Genomic DNA, 20344 nt, shown 5'->3' on the forward strand with positions numbered 1-20344 from the left:
CAGGATGTTCGTATGCCATAAAGCCTGCACAATCATTTGGTTTCCCATTCCATTACCTTTTCAAATGGTTGTCATGTGGCTAATGCCGTGCGCCCTTCTATGGCAAATGCCCTGGACGAGAGGCGATGCTTCTCCTTCATGCGCAAGCGATGCCGCAGCGCACAGGAGCCCGATAAAGGCGGCTTTATCGGGCGCAGAAATTCGATGTATGGGAGGAGTGGGATATCGACCGTGGCGCGGGTAAGCGCGCACTGGAATGCGTGTCGCGGTGAGGACGGCAATCATCGGCTGTTCAGCCGGCGGCTCGATATGTCGCGGCACAGCGCGGTCTCAGTCACGGCGCTGCGGTTTCGGAATCAGTCACGCTCCCAGACGACCCGCCAGTGCTCGCCGGGATTAGTCGATTTCACCGTGAGCTGTCTGCCGTTCAGCTCATACGCGCGCAACAGATCCTGGCCGACCAGTGTGCGAACGAGAGCGCCCTCAACATGGAAGGTGAATGTGTGCCCGTTCTGGTCGAGGTCGAAGGTGCCGAAGCTCGCCTCATAGCCGCCCCGAGAGTATGAGGAGGCGCCCGCGGCCGGATCGGCATCCATCACCTGCACGGACATATGGCCGTCACTCGTGTAGACGAGCAGCCCGGAACAGTTCACGCGGTGAAGGATTCCATCCGCGGCAGGCTGTTCGAGCGATACCAGCCGCCAGGCTCCAGTCAGTGCGGCGCGGTCACTGCCCGAGGCCGCCTGCTTTCGGCGTGCGTGGGCCAGGGACAAGGAGACTGTGGCCATCATCAGGAAAGCCATGCTGATTGAAATGCGCTTTTTCATGCCTGGGTCCTCCTTAATACTTCGCCGGTCGCGACCAGACCGATGGCCGCTCCATTCTGCGCTCTGCGCTCGTGACTATGTGCATTCTGCTCTCGTCACGGCGGTAGTAAAAACCACAAATGTACCCTAAGCTAAAGAGCATGCCACCCGAATATTTCAGACTCGGTAGCGGTGACGCGCTCCCTGAATCTCTGAAAATCCAGGTTGAAGCACTCGACCCGCTTTTGATCAGAACGATGCTGGGGATAGCGTCGCTGATGCCGGGATTTGCAGGCGAGGCCGGCGCGGTCGCGGCCATTACCTACGATATAAAGCAGAGGCGATGGGATGGGGTCGCGCTGAGTACCGCTTCCCTGATTCCGATCGTGGGATATATTCCGGGCATCATCAAAGCCGGATTGCTTCTGTTTGCGTTAAATCACCGACTGAACGATCTGGAGGCGATGCTGCCGGAGATTCACAGCTCTCCCGAGGCGTCGTCTATCGTGGAGAATGCTTTGAGCAAGTATTACCGCAAGGTGCCTGACTTGTGGGTGACACGTCCTCTTCGCAAACGACTGGGACGGATTATGGGTCTGGACAAAGAGGATTGCCCTGCGCCATTCACGCCCTCGGAAAGCTCTCTGTAGAAACGAACAGCCCAGAAGCGCAGGTTGAATGCAATACAGCCGCTGCGTTCCATTAGTGCCTGGCGTGGACAAGATGAAGGGCGGCGTGTCCGGATGCGAGTCCCTGAACGGCGTGGCCGAACCTGGATGTGATCTCCTGGAAACTGATGTCTTCGATGGCACAAAACTGAAGCACGTTCTTTTCGTCTTCACGCAGAATCTTCATGGCAAACATGGAGAATTAAGCCGTGATCGAGCACCTGATGCGCAGCTCGCTGCCAGGCGATCATCAGGGCTGTACGGCTGGATTCATCAGGTTTTATCTTCGAGGTCTCTGTTTTCTTCCATAGCGGATCGCATGAGTTGTCGTATGCGCGGCTGGCGCTGTCCACATCGATATCTTCCGCTCAAAGAGATAGCTCCCGCATCTGGTCCCAGGCAGGAATCAAAATGGCCGTGGCTTATGGCTGCAGAGCGTCGCAGCAATGCCTGACCCTGCCAGTCCAGTGAGCTGCAGCGATCAAGGGTCACACCCTGGATTTGTGCGGGCGACCCTGCGCGAGAGCTGTTGACCAGGCGAGTCATCGATTGCCATTGGTGCCCGGAGGGGGACTTGAACCCCCACAGCCCTTTCGGGCCCGCGGATTTTAAGTCCGCTGCGTCTGCCGATTTCGCCATCCGGGCGGGCGGAAACCCTGCTCTGTTCCTGCAATCGTCTGCCCGGCTCTGCAGACGATCTGTCTTCTGTTCAGAGGGTCAGATCTATCTTATGGCATCGCCTGCGGGACCGAAAGCCCGCCCGTCAGCAGTAAGGCCTGCAACCCCTGACAGGAGCTGCAGGCCTTTCGTGTCCACGATAACCATCCACGAGCATCCGCACACTGCACTGCCCGTGCTGTGTTATGACACACCGGCGCCGCATGGACAATGAGTGCGCAATGGGCGCAATCCGTATTCAGCTCACGGAACCGGATCAGTGCGGCTGGCGGTATTCGATATCGTCGTCGTGCAAATAGTATTCGGCTGAGCAGGTATCGCCGCCGCAAATCATCGACTGCTGGCCGATGTACTGCGCGCGCGTGATCAGTCCGAGCGCTCCGCAGCTGGGGCAGGCCAGCACAGCGACATAAGGATTGCGGGCATCGCCCATCGTTCCGGCATTCTCGAGGACAAAAAGCGTTCCTGGTTCCATTTGCTCCGGTATCCACGCCTCAAGCAACTGAAGTTCTTCCTGCATGCCAATCTCCTTATGTGTCACGTACGCTGCGGATAAAGTCCGGCCCTCCGGGGATGGGCAGGACCAACGACTGCAATGTTCTCTGAGCGCCGGAAAGCTTTTGAGCCTGGCAGATATCAGGCTGTGGCCGGCGGTTTTGCGGACCTCCTCTCGGAACGGTGGCTGAAGGCGGCGGGCTTTCGTTCGCCACGGCGCGCCAGAATATCGCTCAGATCAATGCGCAGCCGTCTCACTGCATCGGTGAGGCATACCAGCAACATCGGCTGTTTTACGCTGCGCATCAGGTCGACGACCTGATCGGATTCCGAACGGAGATAGATGCGGCGGCCATCGAGCAGGAGATGGTGATCGCGCCCGTCCTGCACGAGATCGGCGAAGCGGGCGTGAATCTCCTTTGCGAGGAAGCGCAGCACGCGGCGCACCTGCTGGAGCGAGATGCGGCGGCGGCGCAGCTCTTCAATAACCAGGATGTCGATGAGATCCTCCGCGGAATAAACGCGCAGGCGGCCCTTTCGCGCGGGAACGACGATGCGGCGCTCGTCCCACCACTGCAGCTGACGTGCGGTGATGCCGGTCAGCGCAGTTACCTCGCTCGAGCTGAATCCAGATTCAGTCATTGCGGGCGGCGTCTCAAAACATTTCGCTTCGGAAATGTTTGAGCTCATTTTTGCTGGCGGAGAGCGGTGTGTCAATCCGTTGTTATGGAAATGTGTTGTTCGCGATGGTTCATTGTGAATCGGGCATGAGACGAGGAAAAACAGCTTGTGAACAGGCCTGCGCCGGTATAGGGTTGCAGCCGCAGCCGAGGAAATGGATTTGAACTTTTTGACGACGCGAAGGGTCTTTCTCTCGCTGGCCACGTCGGTGACGGCTGCGGCGGTGCTCGGTCATTCGATGCCGCCGCAGGGAGAAACGGCTTCTGAAGCGAAGCTGGCCGCCGATCCGATGCGGCCGCAGTTTCATCTGATGCCCGCGGCGAACTGGATGAACGATCCCAACGGGCCGATATGGTTTAACAGGCGCTACCACATGTTCTGCCAGTACAATCCGCACGCGGCGGTGTGGGGCGATATGAGCTGGGCGCATGCGGTGAGTCCGGACATGATGCACTGGACGCATCTGCCGGTGGCGATGACGCCGACGCCGGGCGGCCCGGATGCGTACGGCGTCTTCACCGGCTCATGCTTTGCCGTGGATCGCCGCGTGTACGCCATTTACACCGGCACGGTGCAGAGCACTCCGGAGAAGGCGACGCTGCACGATGAGCACTCGACGATTCGCGAGTCGCAGTGCCTGGCGTACTCCGACGATCCGGAGCTGATTCACTGGACCAAGCTGCCGGAGCCGGTGATTGCCGCGCCTCCTGCGGGGATGAACGTCACGGGATTTCGCGATCCTTCGATATGGAAGCAGGACGGCTGGTATTACATGACGGTCGGCTCGGGGATGGTGAAGCAGGGCGGCTGCGTGCTGCTCTACCGCTCGCGCGATCTGAAGCACTGGACGTGGCTGCACAAGCTGACCGGAAGGAAGCGGCGAATCCGGTGGCGTCGGGCGAGATGTGGGAGTGCCCGGAGTTCTTTGCGCTGGATGGCGGCCATGTACTGATCTGGTCGACGGCGGGAAAGGTCTTCTGGCAGAGCGGAAGGCTCGATACCAGTACGATGCTCTTTCATTCCGCAAAGACGGGGGAACTGGATGTGGGCGCGTACTATGCGCCGAAGACGCAGCTGGGCGAGACGGGGCAGCGGATTCTGTGGGGATGGATTCCGGAGAGGCGTCCGGAGGCGGAATACAGCGCGGCAGGATGGGCGGGGGTGATGAGCCTTCCGCGGGTCCTGCATCTCGATGCGGATGGAACGCTGCGCATGAAGATGCTGCCCGCGCTGAACGAGCTGCGCGGCGAGGCGCTGCCGACGGTCGAATCTCCCGGCGCGGTCAGCATCCGCTTTCCGGAGGCGAATGGCGAGATGGAGTGCAGCGGAGCGGCGGCGGCGGGGTTCGATTTTGTGCTGACGACAGTGGCAAATGGCACAGAGGTGCTGAAGATCTCCTGGCTGCCCGACCGGCATGCGTTCTCTGCCAATGGCAGAGAGATTGCGCTCAGCCAGGATGAGACGCCGCGGCTGCATCTGTTTCTCGACGCTTCGGTTGCCGAGATGATTCTGGGCGAGCGCACCGGTTATACCGCGCGGTTTTACGGCGCGGGTAGCGGCGCCGCAGAGCTGACGGCGCGGATCGAAGGGCCGGGCGTGACGGCGAGCGCGTGGAAGGTGCGTCCGATCTCGAGCAACCGCCTGACGACGCCTGGTTAGAGAACACTCCCGATCACGACAGCTATGATGCGAGCGCCTGCCTGAGCGCGGCCACGACCTCTTCGATGGCCTGCGGCGTGAGGTAGGGGTGCATGGGCAGGCTGAGCACGCGCTCGCCGGCGCGCTCGGCGTGCGGGAAGCTTCCCTGCTTCAGACCGAGCGATGCATAAACAGGCTGCAGGTGCAGCGGCACGGGATAGTGCACGGCGGTAGGGATGCCGGCCTTTTGCATCGAATCCTGAACGGCGTCGCGGTGATCGACTTCAATCGTGTACTGCGCCCAGGCGCTGGTGTATCCGGGCAGAAGACGCGGGGGCTGCAGGACGTCCTGCAAAAGAGTGGAGTAGCGGTCGGCGGCTTCAGAGCGAGCGATCAGCTCGTCGTCGAAGGCTTCGAGCTTCGCGAGCAGGATGGCGGCCTGGAGCGTGTCGAGGCGGCCGTTGATGCCGATGCGGGTGTGGTGGTAGCGGCGGTCCTGCCCATGATTGTGGAGCTGGCGGAGGGCGGTGGCGAGGGTGTCGTCGCTGGTGAAGCAGGCTCCGCCGTCGCCGTAGCAGCCGAGGGGCTTGGAGGGAAAGAAGCTGGTGCAGCCGATGGTGCTGAGGCTGCCGGAGTGGCGTCCTTTATACAGCCCGCCGAAGCTCTGCGCGGCGTCTTCGATGACGGCGAGGCGATGGCGTTCGGCGATGGCGTTGACGGCGTCCATGTCCGGGCACTGGCCGTAGAGGCTGACGGGCATGATGGCGCGGGTGCGCGGCGTGATGACGGCCTCGATGGCCGAGGGCTCGATGTTCCAGGTGACCGGATCGATGTCGGCGAAGACGGGGACGGCGCCGAGAAGCGAGATCATTTCGCCGGTGGCGAAGAAGGTGAAGGGCGAGGTCACGACCTCATCGCCGGGGCCGATGCCGAGGGCCATCATGGCGAGGAGCAGCGCGTCGGTGCCGCTGGCGCAGGCGATGGCGTACTTCGCGCCGATGCGGGCGGCGAGCTTCTCCTCGAGCTCGGCGACTTCAGGGCCGAGGATGAAGCGGCCATGGTCGAGAACGGCCTGGATGCGGGCATCGATGCGGTGCTTCAGAAGGTGGTACTGCGCTTTGAGATCGACGAAATCCATCGTCTTCCATTTTCGCTCATTCCCGTCCGGGGTCCGAATGCCGCGAAGCGAGGGTTCGCACAGAGAGACGCAGAGGTTCTGCAATGATGTGTGTTTTTATTGGGAGGGGTGTCCGTAAACTGTCTTATTTCAATGGTTTATCCATGAGTTACCTCGGTTATCCCTTCGTAAACTGCTGATTTTAAAGAGAGGGGGCAGAAGACCATCCCTCGGCGGCTGAAGCCGTGCTCTTCCCATGCAAAGCGGCACTTCGGTGCGATCCGCTCCTCTTTTCAGATTAGTGGAGCATGGGAAATTTCATGCCAGCTTTTCTGAAGCGGGAAGTGGCTGAAGGCGAGTCAGTTTCTGCGCGGCGCAGGGTTCTGAAGATTGACAGCTCACAACTGGGATCGACGAAATGCAGATCCCTTCGCTCTCCACCCCACGGACGAAGACCTGTCCGTAGGGACCCCGGTTGCGTAGCCGCCTGACGGCAGCTACTCCGGTCGGGATGACAAAGGGATGGGTTTTCCTGCTCGCAGATGTTCAATAAAGGTTTTAAAAATCCCGCACGTCATCGCCTGCCTCAGTCTGCAATCAGCCGGCAATCCGATTCAGGCAATTTTTCCCCGCCGTACGGGAGTCACGGAGAGCTGCAGCCCTAAAGCCCGTATGACTCGCAGGACTGTAGCAAACTCCGGGTTGCCGTCTGTGCTCAGAGAGCGATAGAGGCTTTCCCGCGATACTCCGGCTTCCCGCGCAACCTCACTCATGCCGCGCGCCCGCGCCACGACTCCAAGCGCATCCGCCACAAAGGCAGGGTCTTCGCTCTCCAGCGCATCACTCATGTACGCGGCAATGGACTCGCTGTCGTCAAGGTACTCTGCCGGATCGAACGGTTTTGTCTTTGCTTCACTCATTCCGTCTCCTTCGCCAGCCGTTTCGCTGCCTCAATGTCTTTGTCCTGTGTGCTCTTGTCTCCACCACAAAGCAGGACTATCAACACCGTTCCCCGCTGGATGAAGTACACCCGGTATCCCGGCCCGTAGTGAATACGCAGCTCGCTGACACCGTCACCAACCGGCTTCACATCGCCGGGATTTCCGAACGCCAGCCGCCGGATTCGCGCTGCGATTCTCGCTCTGGCCTGAGCGTCGCGAAGCCCCCGCAACCAGACAGAGAACCTGTCAGTCTCCCGAATTTCGATCACAGGATTACATTGTAGCCTATAGGCTACAATGAGAGCGCAGCCGTTTGCGGAAAATCCTTCCCTCAGGGCTGAAGCCCCGGCTTATTTTTCGCCGTTCCGGCACGGCTGAAGCCGTGCCCTTCCCACGCAAACCAATGAAGATGAGTCAGTTTCCGCGCGGCGCAGTGCTCGGGGACTTGATGGCTCGCGATTGGTATCGAAGGAATGCAGATCCTCCGCTGCGTAGCTGCCTAACGGCAGCTACTCCGGTCGGGATGACAAGGGAAAAGGGGGTTTCCTGCTCATACCCAAAATCTTTCATGTCCCATGTCCGAACGAACGGACATGGGGCACCCGGAAAGTCTTCGATTTCAGCATATAAGCCGTTAAAGACAATTCACCGAATAATATTGATTGTTTTTGAGTTAGCTATGATTTGGATCATCGGAACGCACCCGACATATTTTGATATATCTCGATCTAACTAGAAAAGATGTATACAGCGTATATTCTGTTTTTATAGAACAGCAGCATAGATTCAATAAAAACAGGTTGACGATAATATCATCCGGACCTACGCTATTAAAGTTTAAGAAAGGAGATATTAGTGTCTAAAGTGCCTGCGTATAACACCTCGTCTATGGAGTATCCACCAACCCATCGGAACGTATATCACGATCACGATGACTGCAAATACGGCAAAGAAATTAAGTCGTGGCATCGGCAAGAGGGCACCGGGGGCAAAGACCGCTGCGACGAATGCAAGAAGTTAGGCTAATAAAATTTCAACCTAAAAAATATCTGCCGGGGGTTTGGCAGCCTGTGCGCGGCGGTACGACCTATCGCGTGAGGGAGGCCTGCTGGGATGTCATCTTGTCTAGCTCGCGGTAGATCTCCTCGTTGCGGAGGATGGCCTGGACGTACTCGCGGGTTTCGGTGAAGGGGATGGATTCCACGAACTCGTCCATGCCGTGGTAGGTGCCGATGGTTTGCCAGTCCTCGACGCGGTTGTCGCCGGCGTTGTAGGCAGCGAAGGCGTATTCGGGATGGCCGCCGAATTTGTCGAGGGTCTGGCGGAGATAGAGGGTGCCGAGGCGGATGTTGGTCTCCGGGTCAAGGAGATCGGTGGTGCGGAAGTGATGGATGCCCTCCTCTTTGGCCATGGAGCGGCCGACGGAGGGCAGAAGCTGCATGAGGCCGTAGGCGCTTTTGCCGGAGACGGCACCGGGGTTGAACTCGGTCTCCTGACGAATGAGCGAGGCCACCATATAAGGATCGAGACCGTTCTTCTCCGCCTGGGCGCGAATGTCGGACCAGTAGGACTGCGGGAAGAGGATGCGCCAGTAGGCGACGGGAATGGCCTCGATGGGCGCTGAGGTATAGAACGGGATGGCGCGCTTGAGCAGACGCATGGCGCGCCAGGATTCGCCGTAGGAGGCGTAGATTTCGGCCTCGGCGAAGGCTCCCCATTCATGGCTGCCGTCGGCCGCCTGGATCTCGGGCGCGATGTATTCGTTGAGTCCGGCGTTGGCGAGCAGGCGGGCCTTGACGACGTGCGGATCGTCGTTGGGCACATCGTCGGTGAGCTCAGGAATGGAGTCGGGCTGGAGGGCGTCGAGCGCGGCGACGGGCTCGGGCGTTACCTGGCCGAGCTCGCGGAGGCGGTCCTGCGCGATGGTGGCGTAGTAGTAGTGGGGATAGAGCCGGATGACGGTGCGGTAGTACTCGGCGGCGAGGGCCGGGTTGTGCTCCTGATCCTGATAGATGCGGGCGCGCCAGTAGAGCGCGGAAGGGATCTCTTTGCCGCCGGCGTAGTAGCGGATCTGCTCGTCGAAGAGGCGGGCGGCCTCAGAGTATTGCCCGATGCGGTAGTTGAGCCAGCCGGCGCGCCAGTGGCTGCTGGGCGAGTAGTTGGAGCAGTCGGCTGAGGGCGTGGGCTCGCAGGAGCGCGGGAAGCGTTTGGCCAGCTCGCCGTAGTATCCGATGGCGCTGGGATAGTCCTTGCGCAGCAGATACATGTTGCCGCTGGAGTAGAGGGCTTCGGCGAGCCAGGGGCTCTGGGGGAAGCGCGTCTCCATCTGCGTGACGAGGGAGCGCTGGGTGTCGCCGTCGTCTTTGTCGCGGGCCAGCTCCATGAGCAGGTAGAGGCGGCGCGCGCCGGCCTCATCATTGCTGTCGGGGAGGTTGTCGAGCTCGCTCTTTTTGAGGCGATTGAGCTTCCAGTCGCAGGAGGCGGCGGCGACGAGCAGCGTGTTGCGGTCGGCGGAGGAGAGCGAGGAGTCGTTGGCGAGGGCGCGGTATTCGTCGCCCGCGTCGCTGTAGCGATGCGCGGCGTAGAGCGCGTCGGCGTGGCGGCGGCGCTCGGTGACGGGAAGCGTGGCAAGGATGCCGGAAGAGGCGAGCTGGGTGTGCGCGACGCCAGCTTCGAGGCTGAGCGGATAGTCGAGCCAGACGTGGCGGAAGCCCTGCCCGGCCTGCGCGGCGTTGCCGGCCATGAGCTGGGCTTTGGCGAGCGCGAGCTGGTAGTCGGCGTGTCCGGCGAGAGGATCGGAGCGGTGCGCGTTGAGCACTTTGAGCGCGGACTGCGGATCGCCTTCCTGCAGGAAGAGGTTGGCTTCGAGCACGGGCACGCTGTTTACGAAGATGCTGTCGGGATGTTTGCTGTCGAAGCCGGAGAGGACGGCCTCGGCGCCGGCGGACTGGTTGCTCTGCAGATAGGCCTGCGCGGTGAGGTAGTCGGCGTAGTCGTCGAGGGAGTGGCCGGCGGCATCGGCGGAGTGGAAAGCGGCGATGGCTTCGGGGAAGTTTTTGTCGAGCAGATAGGCGTGGCCGAGGGCGAGGTACGCCGCGGCGGCGGCTTCTCCGGTATGCGCGTGCGCCCAGGCGGAGACGCCGTGATAGGCCGCAGGGGTGCGCATCTGCGCGAGCTGCTGCGCCATGGGACGAAGCTGCGAGGAGGCGACGAAGGCGCTCTGGAGGCGATGGCTCTTCGCCAGCTCCTTCGCGGTGAGATGGTGACGGCGGGCGCGGCTGCGGCGGGTGCGCGTTGAGACTTCGGCACGATGCGCGGTGCCGCGATGCGCGGAGGCGGTCTTCGACTTTCTGGCCGATGCGCTTTTTGCGGAAGCGGTCTTTGACGATGCGGCGTGTCTGGCCGCGGCAGTGTGCGCGTGATGCGCGGCGGTGTGCTTTCGCGTGGAGGAAGACGCGGTTTGCGGCTGTCCGAAGGCCGAGGCCGGGAGCAGCAGGAGCGCTGCCAGCATGGAAGCAAAGACGGCTGCGGCGATGAGGCGGTATCCGCGATATGCCGGGCGATGCGTTGTGCGATGCGCTTCGCGGTTCCCTGCTGATCCCTGTTGCTGCGCTGACATCTCGTTCCGCGCCCCGTGTTTCCGCGCTCTGGTGCTGTGCTGCAAGGCCGGCTCCCTCTTCTTATCACTGTAAGACGAAAGAGCCGCCCTGCTGCAGAAGAAGAACGCAGAAGCAAAACAAAAGTTTCATAGTTGTACACCCCTGCTCCCGCGCGCGAACGCGGGAACAGAGAGTGTGGATACAGCGATGAGGTGCAGAGGGCTATATGGGTTGCACCGATCTGCACGCCGCAGAGGGCTACACGTCGCAGAGACCTATATGTCGCAAAGGTCGACGGCCTGGCGCAGGCTGGTGAGCGGATCGCGCGTGGGCAGGAACTCGTGCGCGACGTAGCCGGTGAAGCCGGCGTCGGCGATGGCGCGCATGACGGGCGGCCACTGGATCTCCTGCGTATCGTCGAGCTCGTGACGGCCGGGAACGCCGCCGGTGTGGAAGTGGCCGAGCCAGGCGATGTTCTTACGGATGGTGTCGATCAGGTCCCCCTCCATGATCTGCATGTGGTAGATGTCGTAGAGCAGCTTCACGTTGGGGGAGTTGACCTCCTGCATGACGCCGACACCCCACGCGGTATGGTCGGCCATGTAGTCGGGATGGTTGACCTTGCTGTTGAGCAGCTCGAGGCAGATGGTGACCCCGTTGTCTTCGGCGATCTTCTTCACGCGGTTGAGGCCGATGATGGTGTTCTTTGCGCCTTCCTCGTCGGACATGCCGCGGCGGGTGCCGGAAAAGGTGATGACGTTGGGCACTCCCGCTTTGGCGGCGATGGGAATGTTTTTGCGGAAGGCGGCCTCGATGTCCGCGTGGTGCTCGAGGCGGTTGAGCGCGTCGGGGATGGTTCCGCCGCCGGCGTAGCCCATGGAGCAGACGAGGCCGTAACGGCGGGGCACGTCGAACTCATTGATCTCGAGCAGGTCAATGCCTTTGAGGCCGATCTGCACGCCCCACTGGCAGAGCTGGTCGAGCGGCGTGTCTTTATAGCACCAGCGGCAGGCGGACTGATGGATGCGACCCTTGCGGGGGGTTGGGGTGTCCGGCAGAGAAGCTGCGGAGCCGGGCAGAGCGGCAGCCACAGAAGCGGCTGCGCTCATCTTCAGGAACGAACGACGAGAGCCTGGCATCATTTCTCTGTTTGTATACACCGCGCAGAGGAGGGAATGGAAGCGGTTTCATAGAAGGGGAGAAAAAGAGGCGGATTCTGAAATCAGGAAATGCAGATCCCTCGGCTTCGTGATCGCCTGACGGCGCTCACTTCGGTCGGGATGACAAGGAGCTTTTGATTCCCACCTTAGCTTTTCCACTCCTGCGCACGAACACCACGTGCGCAGGGGAGCCCGGTCGCGAAGGTGAGGCACCGGGCATTCCCACCTTAGCTGCGCGAAGGTGAGGCACCCGGATTCTGCGAATACTCACCTCATAAAAAGCAAATGCAGATCCCTCGACTTCGCTCGGGATGACAACAGTAAGGGCTCGGGATGACATGGGAAGATTCGGGTGACAAGGAAGGAGTTTTTATTCCCTTGTCCGAAAAGCCGGACATGGGGCACCTGGTTTGCGGACTGATAAGGTTATTTAGCGGATGACGCCCATGTTGTCGGCGGGCCAGTAGATGAACTCGGCCTTGCCGTAGATGAGGCTGCGCTCGACGGGGCCGAAGTCGCGGCTGTCGCTCGAGATGGAGCGGTGATCGCCCATGACGAAGTATTGCCTGGCGGGGATGGTCATCTCGCCCATGGAACGGGTGTCGCGGAAGGGCTTTGGCACGTAAGGCTCGCTGAGACGGATGTCGTTGACGTAGACGTGGCCGTCGTCGATGCGGATGGTGTCGCCGGGCAGAGCGATGATGCGCTTGATGTAGCTCTTCTGCGGATCGCGCGGATAGTGGAAGACGACGACGTCGCCGCGGGAGACGCTTTCAAAGTGATAGACGAATTTGTTGATGAAGAGGCGGTCGTGATCGCGCAGCTCGGGCAGCATGCTGGTGCCTTCGACGCGCACCGGCTGATAGAGAAAAGTGATGATCAGGAACGAGACGGCAATGGAGACGATGACATCGCGCAGCCAGAGGCGAATGTGCCGTGCGGTGGATTCGACGGGGCGGGGCGAAAGAGGATCGGACGGAGAGCTCATCCCTGAACGAGGATCTCCTGGTGCATGCTGCGATACGGCATCTCTGAACTGTTACCTGAATATATTGTATCCGGATCGCTTCCCTTTTATGGCGGCTGTAAGGGGATGCAGAAAATCATCCCTCAGGGGCTGAAGCCCGGAGATATTTTCGGCAGCGTATGGCACGACTGAAGTCGTGCCCTGATACAAAACTTTGCCCCAACCGGTTCGTCAGACGCTGCCTGAAGCCCATGCCATTCACTGTGAAGCCGATATTCTTCACGCAGAAAGCCCGTGCCATTCAGACAGACCCACTATCGGGGATGCGGACAAAACTTCGGCCCGGCTGCGGGAGCCGGGCCATTTGCCGTACGGGAGCCGCTTATTCCGGCTTAGGCAGCGGCTGCGACTGCGGTGGCAGAGGCATGGCAACCGGAGTCATCCGCCGGGGATCGCTCGGCGCAACGACGTCGGAGACCCTGACGCTAAGCGGACGCTGCAGGACCATCTCTATCGACTGTCCCTGGGGAAGAACAATGTCCTTGCCCCGGGTGAACATCGTATAGACGAGGCCGGCGGCTGCTCCGGCTGCGGCACCGTATCCGGTACCGGCGGCGAGATTGCCGCCCGATGCGGCTCCGGCAAGCGCGCCGATGGAAGCACCGCCCACGGTGGTTTTGCCGATATTGGCGGCATCATTGCCTCTTCCGCCGGACTGTTCGATTGTGCCTTCCGACCCTTTGACCATGGGGCCGCCGGAGCCGGGGACGCGATCGACGTTGCCGGGGATAAAGACCTGCGAGCCGTTCTGAAAGATGATGCTGGTGAAATAGAGGCTCACGGCAGCGCGTCCGTGGACGCGGCCGGGTCTCACAACCTTATTCACAACACCCTGAACGAAGGCACCCGGAGGAATGGCCAGACGACCGTTGACCATGACCGGGAAAGTGGACTGCAGATAGACGGGATCACCGGCTTTTGCCGTGCGGGTATCGATCGCCGTCTGAAGGGAAAGCAACATTTTGGTTCCTTCGGGAACCTCGATGATGTCGGAGGACTGTGCGGGCGCTGAGGCCGAATTCTCCGCAGCGGTAGCTGCCGAGGGGGCACTGTTGGGGGTCTGGGCCTGTGCGCAGGGAATCAACGAGCTGCCGATCAAAAGTGAACCGGCGATCAACAAACCTGCCTGTAACTGCATGGGGAGCTCCTCATAGCCACGGCGGGGGAGGCGGGGCTGCTATGACTGAATAGAGCGGACTGCGCATCTGCGCTGAACCGGGGCCTGCGGTGGACACAACTGTCCGGCTCTGCTTGCTTCAGTTTATGCATTGCTGCACGAGCTTCATTCTCTCAGATGCCCGGCGCCGTCAACAGCCCCGACGGTACCTTTTTGCGGAGATAACAGTAATGACTCGAAGGTGTTACACGCAGCCCAAAGTACCCAGGGGGCACAGCATGTGCGAGCGCGCGGGCCTGGCCATCGGACGCTGCAGATCGCTCTCCGGAGACGGGACGGGACCGGGGCCGGTGATGCCGGCGAGGTTGGCCGCATCGAGCTTCAGCGGGCGCTGCAGAACCATTTCGACGGTCTGGCCCTGTTCGAGGGTGAGGTCGTTGTTGTGCGTAAAGAGCGAGTAGAGAGCGCCGCCCGCGGCACCGGCGAGGGCTCCATAGCCGAGGCCGGAGAAGGGATGATCGGCGGCGGCTCCGGCGAGGGTGCCGACACCGGCTCCGGTAGCGGCTCCGGTGGCGACGGCGCCGGGATCGATGTGCGCGCCGCTGGATTTTTCGACGGCTCCCTCGTCGTTCTTCACTCTGGCGTCGGTCGAGCCGGGGAGCGCGTTGATGACGCCGGGGATGGAGACGACCGATCCATTGGGAAAGATGATGGTGGTGAAATGCATCTGCACCTCGGCGCGTCCGTGAACGCGGCCGGGGCGCACCACCTTGTCGATCACGCCCTGCACGTAGACGCCGGCGGGGATGGCGACGCGGTTGTCGACGACGACAGGAAAGGTGGAGGCGAGGTAGACACTGTCACCGGGCTGCGCCGACTTCGTGTCGATGCCGCTGTGCAGAGCGAGCAGGACCTTCGTTCCGGCGGGCACCTCGATTGCGGCAGCCGGCGCATCGGCCGCTGCGGGGGTCTGCGCGGGAGCCGTCTGCGGCGCAGAGGACTGCTGGGCATCGGCGCCGGTGACCATGCCGCCCGCGATGACGAGCCCGAGTACGAGGCCTGGCGCGGCGATGCGCAACCGGAATGAGCTGAGTTCTCTGTTCATCTGCAACCGTCCTTCGAAACCGGCATGATCGATGGGCTGGGGGAGGCTTGCTGAATAGACGAAGCGGGGAGGATCGCGTTAGCTCTGCGGAGCGGTAAGCGCCTCTTCCGGGTTCAGGATATCAGTTGCGCCGATACTTTCTTTCTGCTTCGGCCTTCCTTGCGTGAAGGGGTGAAACGCAGAGCTTTTCCTTCCCCTGTCCGAAAGTCCGGACATGGGGCACCCTGGTGATTTTGGCGGAGCCGGGGCTGAAGCCCCTTTTCTTTTGCCTCTTTCACCGGGCTAAAAGCCCGGTGCTTCTACCGGGTCTCGCTGACGCGAGACGAGAAGTATTCTGTGGCTGAGTCGCACAGGGGCTGAAGCCCTTTACTTTTTGAGATTTGTTCGGCACGGCTGAAGCCGTGCCCTGATACAAAACGATGACGCTTCCCACCTTAGCTTCTCCACCCCAGCGCACGAACACCACGTGCGCCGGGGACCCCGGTTCGCGAAGGTGGGGCACCCGGATTCTGCGAACACCCAATTCATGAGAAGCAAACGCAGATCCCTCGGCTTCGCTCGGGATGACAAAGGAGTGCCGGGATGACAAGGGGAAAGGGATGACATAAGTGGAATTCGGATGACAGGTTTCCACTCCCATGTCCGAAAAGACGGACCCTTCGGCTCCGCTCAGGACAGGCTATGGGGCACCCGCCTTCCCACCTTAGCTTCTCGACCCCAGCGAACTTTGTTCGCCGGGGACCCGGTTCGCGAAGGTGGGGCACTCTGGTTCTTCCAACATAACAATGCAGACCGAACCACGGCGGCTGCTCCCTTCTTTGACAATTCAGATAACGGTGGTCACACTAACAGGACTCAGGCGCGCGGACCAGTTCCCTGCCTGACGGGAGGAATAGGCCCATGCCGCCACCGGTGGTCGCTGTTCCGGAATCGGCTGCTGCCGGACGAGAGCGTTTTGCGGCGGCGCGCGCGGTGATCGAAGAGGCCATTGCACGGCGGGCCTTTCCTGGCGCGTCGTGGGGCGTGTGGCACAACGGCGAGATTGTTGCGCTGGATGCTGCCGGACGCTTTACCTACACGGAGAACTCGCCGCAGGTGGCACCGGGAACGGTCTTCGACCTGGCGAGCGTGACCAAAGTGGTGGCAACGACGGCGGCGGCGATGCTGCTGTATGACCGCGGCATTCTGCACCTCGATGCGCGGCTGGGTGATATTCTGCCGGGCTTTGTGATCGGCATGGAGCCGGGCAGCGGCAAGGAGCGCGTGACGCTGCGGATGCTGCTGGCGCACTCGTCGGGCCTGCCGGGATATGCGCGGCTGTTCGAGAAGCATGCGACACCGGAGGGGATGCTGCGCGCCTGCCTGCGGATGCCGCTCGAGGCGCAGCCTGGCGAGCGGATGGAGTACTCGGACCTGGGGTTTCTTCTGCTGGGCAAGGCGATCGAGATTTTGTCGGGCGATCTGCTGGCGCGCTTCTGCACGCGGGCGATCTTTGAGCCGCTGGGTCTGGACAGCATGCGCTTTTGTCCGCCGGAAGAGTGGCGGCCGTTTATTCCGCCGACCGAAGACGATGCGGTGTGGCGGCAGCGCGTGATTCAGGGCGAGGTGCAGGATGAGAACTGCGCGGCGCTGGGCGGAGCGGCCGGACATGCGGGCGTGTTTGCGCACGCGCTCGACGTGCTGTGCTTTGCCGGATGCGTGCTGGCCGAGGGACGCTCGGGACGAGGGCAGCCGCTTTTTCGCGCAGAGACGGTGCGGCTCTTTGCAACGCGGCAGACGGAGCCGGAGGGCACGAGCCGGGCGCTGGGATGGGACACGCCGACGGCTCCTTCTTCTTCAGGACGGTATTTCAGCGCGCGCTCGATCGGGCATCTGGGCTATGCGGGAACATCGCTGTGGATCGATCCGGAGCGCGGAGCGGCGGTGGTGCTGCTGACGAATCGCACCTGGCCGGACCGCGCGAGCAAAGAGATTCAGAGAGTTCGTCCGGCCTTTCACGACGCGGTGATCGAAGCACTGACGCGGTAAACCTTTTGCTCAAAGCGCGCATCTGCAAATCATTTCTACCTCCTCAGAATTCACATGCATATGCCGCCACAACGCGTTAGAATATGGTGTTCGTTCCGGGGAACAAAACAAAGATGGCAACCACACTGACCCCTCAGGCCGAAGTATCTGCAGACGGGCCCGCAAGACCAACAACCAGTCTTCACGATCTGCTTACTGAGAGCATGAACGAAGCTTCTCAGGGTTTCGATACCAAATCTGCTCTTGAGATTGCCCGCATCATTAATCATGAAGATCAGAAGGTCGCCGCGGCGGTGAAGAAATCGCTGCCCGAGATCGCTTTGGTGATCGACGCGGTGGCGCACAGCCTGCGCGACGGTGGACGGCTGATCTATGTCGGCGCGGGATCGAGCGGACGGATTGCCGCGCTCGATGCGTGTGAGTGCCCTCCCTATTTCTCGAACGCGCCGCAGACGGTGCAGTACCTGATGGCAGGCGGACCGAAGGCCCTGGCTTCACCGGTCGAGGTCAATGAGGATTCAGAAGAGCTGGGGCAGCGGGACATCGCGCGCCGCCGGCCTACGCGCAAGGATGTGGTGATCGGGCTTTCCGCCAGCGGACGCACTCCCTACGTGGTGGCCGCGGTGGCATACGCCCGCGCGCGCGGCGCGAAGACGGCCTGCATTACCTGCAACCCGAACACGCCGCTGGCCGGAGCCGCCGATATTGCCATTGTGGCCGAGGTCGGCCCGGAGGTCATCTCAGGCTCGACGCGCATGAAGGCGGCGAGCGCTCAGAAGATGATCACCAACATGATCACGACGGGCGCGATGACGCGTCTGGGCTATGTGTACGAGAACCTGATGGTGAACGTACACATGCAGAACTCGAAGCTGATCGAGCGCGGTATCGGCATTCTGATGCGCGCCTGCAGCATAAGCCGCGACGAGGCGGTGCAGGTGATCAAGTCGGCAGGGCGCAGCGTGCCGGTGGCTCTGGTGATGCTGAAGGCCGGCGTGGACAAGCCGGAAGCGGTACGGCGGCTGGCCCGCTCGGGCGGCAATGTGCGCCTGGCGATTGAAGACACCGCTGCCGAGATCTGAGCTTTCTTTCCTTCTCTTTATGAGGCGCGGCTTCGGCTGCGCCTTTACTGTTTTGGCGGGATTTGGCGCGGCTTTGTTATAATCATGGTTATAATTCAGGTGCGCTTTACGGCGACCACTCCTGGAGGTGTTTTATGGCAACTACGGTGAAGGTAACGACGGTCGGGAACTCTGTGGGGATCGTGCTGCCGAAGGAAATTCTGGAAAAGCTGCAGATTGAAAAAGGCGACATCCTTTGTGTAACGGATACTCCGGATGGGGTGCAGCTCACTCCGTATGACGAGAAATTCATGAAGACGATGCAGGCTGCGGATAAGGTCATGCGGCAGTATCGCGATACGCTTCGCCGTCTTGCTGAGTAGGCCGATTCTTTATGGACATTTTCTGGATCACAAAGGAAGAAGCACTGGCGATTCATCGCAGACAGCTCTCGGTTCACGGAGGGTCGGACGGGATACGCGATGAGGGATTGCTGGAATCCGCTCTGGCGCGGCCGCAGAATGTTGCGGCTTATGCGAGCGAGGCTCCTTCTCTGCACCGGCTGGCCGCGTCTCTGGCGTTCGGAATCGCGAAGAACCATCCGTTCGTTGACGGCAACAAGCGGACTGCGATGGTCACATCGTTCACTTTTCTGGCGATGAACGGTCTGGCCATGACGGCCACGCAGGAAGAGGCCTATTTCGTGATCTACGACCTTGCCGCGGGGCAGGTGACGGAAGATCAACTCACGGCATGGTTTGAAGACCACTCCGCGCCTGCGGAGGAGTAAGCGTACCTTCGCAGGCACCCGCTTCCCCACAGTCTGCGGATTTACACTACTGCTTTAAAGGAGCACTTCCGCAGGGTGGTTACGGCCTCGGCCGGATGGTTCTGCCGGAAATCGTATATGGATAAATTCGTTATTCGAGGCGGCAATCCGCTGATCGGCACGATTCGCGTGAGCGGCGCGAAGAATTCGGCGCTTCCCTGCATGGCGGCAGCCATTCTGACTGAGGACGAGGTGGTTCTCGAGAATATTCCGCAGGTGCAGGATATTGAGACGGAGCGGAAGCTGCTGGTCTCGATGGGCGCGGAGGTCGAACTGGGCTATGGGCGGGCGCAGCATCGCACGACGATCAGCTGCCGCGTGCTCTCAGACCCTGTGGCGAAGTACGAGATCGTGAAGACAATGCGCGCGTCGTCGCTGGTGCTCGGACCTCTTGTTGCGCGGACGGGGCTGGCGCGCGTGGCGATGCCGGGCGGATGCGCGATCGGCGGGCGGCCGATCGATCTGCACATCAAGGGCCTCGAGACGATGGGCGCCACCATCACCTACGAGCATGGGTACATCGAAGCCCGCGCCGAGCGGCTGAAGGGCGCGGCGATCCATTTCGACAAGATCACCGTGACCGGCACCGAGGACCTTCTGATGGCGGCGGTGCTGGCCGAGGGTGAGACGATTCTTGAAAACTGCGCGCGCGAGCCAGAGGTGACCGATCTGGCGGCGCTGCTGACGGCGATGGGCGCGAAGATCGAGGGCGCGGGCACATCGACGATTCGCGTGCAGGGCGTGGAGAAGCTGCACGGCGCGCGGCACAGGATCAATCCCGACCGCATCGAGGCGGGAACGTTTCTGGTGGCGGGCGCGATCACGGGCGGCGACCTGTGCGTGGCGAGCTGCAATCCGTCGCATCTGGGAGCGGTGATCGGCAGACTGCAGGAGGCCGGGGCGCGCATCGACGTTCTGGGTAAGGACCAGATTCGCGTGCGCAGCGAAGGCCGTCTGAAGGCGGTGGATATTTCGACGGAAGAGTATCCGGGCTTTCCGACCGATATGCAGGCGCAGTACATGGCGCTGGCCACGCAGGCCGAAGGCGCTTCGGTAGTGACCGAGAATATCTTCGAGAACCGCTTCATGCACGTGCAGGAGCTGGTGCGGATGGGCGCGAACATCCGCGTGGATGGCCGCTCGGCGACGGTGCGCGGCAAAACGCCGCTGTCGGCGACGGCGGTGATGTGCTCGGACCTGCGGGCTTCGGCCTCGCTGGTGCTGGCGGCGCTGGTGGCCGATGGCGAGTCGATTCTGGATCGCGTGTACCATATGGATCGCGGCTACGAGCATATCGAAGAAAAGCTGCGCGGCGTGGGCGCGCAGATCCGGCGGATGGGCAACGTGTTCAGCGATCGCCGCGAGCCGGTGGCTGTGGAAGCAAATTAATCGAA

The 20344-nt window shown here is 61.4% G+C and carries 20 protein-coding genes and 1 tRNA gene; 8 read left to right on the forward strand and 13 right to left on the reverse strand.

Translation table 11 applies throughout. The annotated features are described in order from the left end of the window. Window positions 1–356 precede the first annotated feature (356 nt). The gene (locus tag D0Y96_RS16630) at window positions 357–827 is read right to left on the reverse strand and encodes a lipocalin-like domain-containing protein (RefSeq protein ID WP_199480411.1); all 471 of its coding nucleotides are present in this window, start codon (window positions 825–827) and stop codon (window positions 357–359) included. A 140-nt stretch (window positions 828–967) separates the two neighbouring features. Between D0Y96_RS16630 and D0Y96_RS16635 the strand changes: the two genes are divergently transcribed. Continuing rightward, window positions 968–1456, forward strand: coding sequence for a hypothetical protein (locus D0Y96_RS16635; RefSeq protein ID WP_147325103.1), 489 nt, complete (start codon window positions 968–970; stop codon window positions 1454–1456). 188 nt (window positions 1457–1644) lie between these two features. Here the strand turns inward: D0Y96_RS16635 and D0Y96_RS16640 are convergent, their stop codons facing one another. The 4 genes from D0Y96_RS16640 to D0Y96_RS16655 form a co-directional block, all read right to left on the reverse strand. Further along, on the reverse strand, window positions 1645–1827 hold the full coding sequence (locus D0Y96_RS16640) for a hypothetical protein (RefSeq protein ID WP_147325104.1): 183 nt from the start codon (window positions 1825–1827) through the stop codon (window positions 1645–1647). A gap of 203 nt (window positions 1828–2030) precedes the next feature. Beyond that, window positions 2031–2119: transfer RNA gene (locus D0Y96_RS16645), tRNA-Leu, on the reverse strand. A 289-nt stretch (window positions 2120–2408) separates the two neighbouring features. Further along, window positions 2409–2672: a hypothetical protein gene (locus tag D0Y96_RS16650; RefSeq protein WP_117302162.1), complete on the reverse strand. Its 264-nt coding sequence runs from the start codon at window positions 2670–2672 to the stop codon at window positions 2409–2411. A gap of 116 nt (window positions 2673–2788) precedes the next feature. Next, window positions 2789–3289, reverse strand: coding sequence for a MerR family transcriptional regulator (locus tag D0Y96_RS16655; protein ID WP_158562448.1), 501 nt, complete (start codon window positions 3287–3289; stop codon window positions 2789–2791). 208 nt (window positions 3290–3497) lie between these two features. Between D0Y96_RS16655 and D0Y96_RS16660 the strand changes: the two genes are divergently transcribed. Both D0Y96_RS16660 and D0Y96_RS16665 read left to right on the forward strand, forming a co-directional pair. Continuing rightward, a complete protein-coding gene (locus tag D0Y96_RS16660) occupies window positions 3498–4280 on the forward strand; it encodes a glycoside hydrolase family 32 protein (RefSeq protein WP_158562449.1) in 783 nt (260 codons plus the stop codon). Then, entirely contained in the window at window positions 4178–4987 is an 810-nt protein-coding gene (locus tag D0Y96_RS16665; protein ID WP_147325105.1) for a glycoside hydrolase family 32 protein, read from the forward strand. The genes D0Y96_RS16660 and D0Y96_RS16665 overlap by 103 nt, the downstream gene beginning before the upstream one ends. A 22-nt stretch (window positions 4988–5009) precedes the next feature. On the opposite strand, the gene D0Y96_RS16670 is transcribed toward D0Y96_RS16665, so the two are convergent. The 8 genes from D0Y96_RS16670 to D0Y96_RS16705 form a co-directional block, all read right to left on the reverse strand. Continuing rightward, complete coding sequence (locus tag D0Y96_RS16670) at window positions 5010–6104, reverse strand: DegT/DnrJ/EryC1/StrS family aminotransferase (RefSeq protein WP_117302170.1); 1095 nt, start codon at window positions 6102–6104, stop codon at window positions 5010–5012. 593 nt (window positions 6105–6697) lie between these two features. Beyond that, window positions 6698–7003: an addiction module antidote protein gene (locus D0Y96_RS16675; RefSeq protein ID WP_117302172.1), complete on the reverse strand. Its 306-nt coding sequence runs from the start codon at window positions 7001–7003 to the stop codon at window positions 6698–6700. Next, window positions 7000–7293 carry a type II toxin-antitoxin system RelE/ParE family toxin gene (locus D0Y96_RS16680; RefSeq protein ID WP_117302174.1) on the reverse strand — a complete coding sequence of 98 codons (294 nt, stop codon included), beginning with the start codon at window positions 7291–7293 and terminating at the stop codon, window positions 7000–7002. The genes D0Y96_RS16675 and D0Y96_RS16680 overlap by 4 nt, the downstream gene beginning before the upstream one ends. Window positions 7294–8111: 818 nt before the next feature. Then, window positions 8112–10643 carry a transglycosylase SLT domain-containing protein gene (locus D0Y96_RS16685; protein WP_117302176.1) on the reverse strand — a complete coding sequence of 844 codons (2532 nt, stop codon included), beginning with the start codon at window positions 10641–10643 and terminating at the stop codon, window positions 8112–8114. 255 nt (window positions 10644–10898) lie between these two features. Continuing rightward, window positions 10899–11765: a hydroxypyruvate isomerase family protein gene (locus D0Y96_RS16690; protein WP_252263874.1), complete on the reverse strand. Its 867-nt coding sequence runs from the start codon at window positions 11763–11765 to the stop codon at window positions 10899–10901. A gap of 448 nt (window positions 11766–12213) precedes the next feature. Beyond that, window positions 12214–12771 carry a signal peptidase I gene (gene lepB / locus D0Y96_RS16695; protein ID WP_117302180.1) on the reverse strand — a complete coding sequence of 186 codons (558 nt, stop codon included), beginning with the start codon at window positions 12769–12771 and terminating at the stop codon, window positions 12214–12216. A gap of 361 nt (window positions 12772–13132) precedes the next feature. After that, window positions 13133–13771 (reverse strand): hypothetical protein, encoded by a 639-nt coding sequence (locus D0Y96_RS16700; RefSeq protein WP_147325106.1) that lies wholly within the window; start codon window positions 13769–13771, stop codon window positions 13133–13135. 400 nt (window positions 13772–14171) lie between these two features. Continuing rightward, complete coding sequence (locus D0Y96_RS16705) at window positions 14172–15032, reverse strand: TrbI/VirB10 family protein (RefSeq protein WP_147325107.1); 861 nt, start codon at window positions 15030–15032, stop codon at window positions 14172–14174. 900 nt (window positions 15033–15932) lie between these two features. On the opposite strand from D0Y96_RS16705, the gene D0Y96_RS16710 reads away from it, so the two are divergent. From D0Y96_RS16710 to murA, 5 genes are all read left to right on the forward strand, one after another. Further along, a complete protein-coding gene (locus tag D0Y96_RS16710; RefSeq protein ID WP_117302190.1) occupies window positions 15933–17060 on the forward strand; it encodes a serine hydrolase domain-containing protein in 1128 nt (375 codons plus the stop codon). Between the two features lie 113 nt (window positions 17061–17173). Next, window positions 17174–18142 carry an N-acetylmuramic acid 6-phosphate etherase gene (gene murQ / locus D0Y96_RS16715; RefSeq protein ID WP_117302692.1) on the forward strand — a complete coding sequence of 323 codons (969 nt, stop codon included), beginning with the start codon at window positions 17174–17176 and terminating at the stop codon, window positions 18140–18142. 134 nt (window positions 18143–18276) lie between these two features. Continuing rightward, entirely contained in the window at window positions 18277–18504 is a 228-nt protein-coding gene (locus tag D0Y96_RS16720; RefSeq protein WP_117302193.1) for an AbrB/MazE/SpoVT family DNA-binding domain-containing protein, read from the forward strand. A gap of 11 nt (window positions 18505–18515) precedes the next feature. Beyond that, entirely contained in the window at window positions 18516–18911 is a 396-nt protein-coding gene (locus D0Y96_RS16725; RefSeq protein ID WP_117302195.1) for a type II toxin-antitoxin system death-on-curing family toxin, read from the forward strand. Between the two features lie 117 nt (window positions 18912–19028). Continuing rightward, complete coding sequence (murA, locus tag D0Y96_RS16730) at window positions 19029–20339, forward strand: UDP-N-acetylglucosamine 1-carboxyvinyltransferase (RefSeq protein ID WP_117302694.1); 1311 nt, start codon at window positions 19029–19031, stop codon at window positions 20337–20339. Window positions 20340–20344 lie beyond the last annotated feature (5 nt).

Origin of the sequence: Paracidobacterium acidisoli, from assembly GCF_003428625.2 — a bacterium.
Taxonomy (GTDB): domain Bacteria; phylum Acidobacteriota; class Terriglobia; order Terriglobales; family Acidobacteriaceae; genus Paracidobacterium; species Paracidobacterium acidisoli.

Excerpts from the sequence above, each read along its gene's own strand:
- D0Y96_RS16670 (WP_117302170.1), bottom strand. The coding sequence starts at position 6,104 with ATGGATTTCGTCGATCTCAAAGCGCAGTACCACCTTCTGAAGCACCGC.
- D0Y96_RS16720 (WP_117302193.1), top strand. The coding sequence starts at position 18,277 with ATGGCAACTACGGTGAAGGTAACGACGGTCGGGAACTCTGTGGGGATC.
- murA (WP_117302694.1), top strand. The coding sequence starts at position 19,029 with ATGGATAAATTCGTTATTCGAGGCGGCAATCCGCTGATCGGCACGATT.
- D0Y96_RS16725 (WP_117302195.1), top strand. The coding sequence starts at position 18,516 with ATGGACATTTTCTGGATCACAAAGGAAGAAGCACTGGCGATTCATCGC.
- lepB (WP_117302180.1), bottom strand. The coding sequence starts at position 12,771 with ATGAGCTCTCCGTCCGATCCTCTTTCGCCCCGCCCCGTCGAATCCACC.
- D0Y96_RS16650 (WP_117302162.1), bottom strand. The coding sequence starts at position 2,672 with ATGCAGGAAGAACTTCAGTTGCTTGAGGCGTGGATACCGGAGCAAATG.
- D0Y96_RS16655 (WP_158562448.1), bottom strand. The coding sequence starts at position 3,289 with ATGACTGAATCTGGATTCAGCTCGAGCGAGGTAACTGCGCTGACCGGC.
- D0Y96_RS16685 (WP_117302176.1), bottom strand. The coding sequence starts at position 10,643 with ATGTCAGCGCAGCAACAGGGATCAGCAGGGAACCGCGAAGCGCATCGC.
- D0Y96_RS16690 (WP_252263874.1), bottom strand. The coding sequence starts at position 11,765 with ATGATGCCAGGCTCTCGTCGTTCGTTCCTGAAGATGAGCGCAGCCGCT.
- D0Y96_RS16630 (WP_199480411.1), bottom strand. The coding sequence starts at position 827 with ATGAAAAAGCGCATTTCAATCAGCATGGCTTTCCTGATGATGGCCACA.
- murQ (WP_117302692.1), top strand. The coding sequence starts at position 17,174 with ATGGCAACCACACTGACCCCTCAGGCCGAAGTATCTGCAGACGGGCCC.
- D0Y96_RS16635 (WP_147325103.1), top strand. The coding sequence starts at position 968 with ATGCCACCCGAATATTTCAGACTCGGTAGCGGTGACGCGCTCCCTGAA.
- D0Y96_RS16675 (WP_117302172.1), bottom strand. The coding sequence starts at position 7,003 with ATGAGTGAAGCAAAGACAAAACCGTTCGATCCGGCAGAGTACCTTGAC.
- D0Y96_RS16705 (WP_147325107.1), bottom strand. The coding sequence starts at position 15,032 with ATGAACAGAGAACTCAGCTCATTCCGGTTGCGCATCGCCGCGCCAGGC.
- D0Y96_RS16710 (WP_117302190.1), top strand. The coding sequence starts at position 15,933 with ATGCCGCCACCGGTGGTCGCTGTTCCGGAATCGGCTGCTGCCGGACGA.
- D0Y96_RS16700 (WP_147325106.1), bottom strand. The coding sequence starts at position 13,771 with ATGTTGCTTTCCCTTCAGACGGCGATCGATACCCGCACGGCAAAAGCC.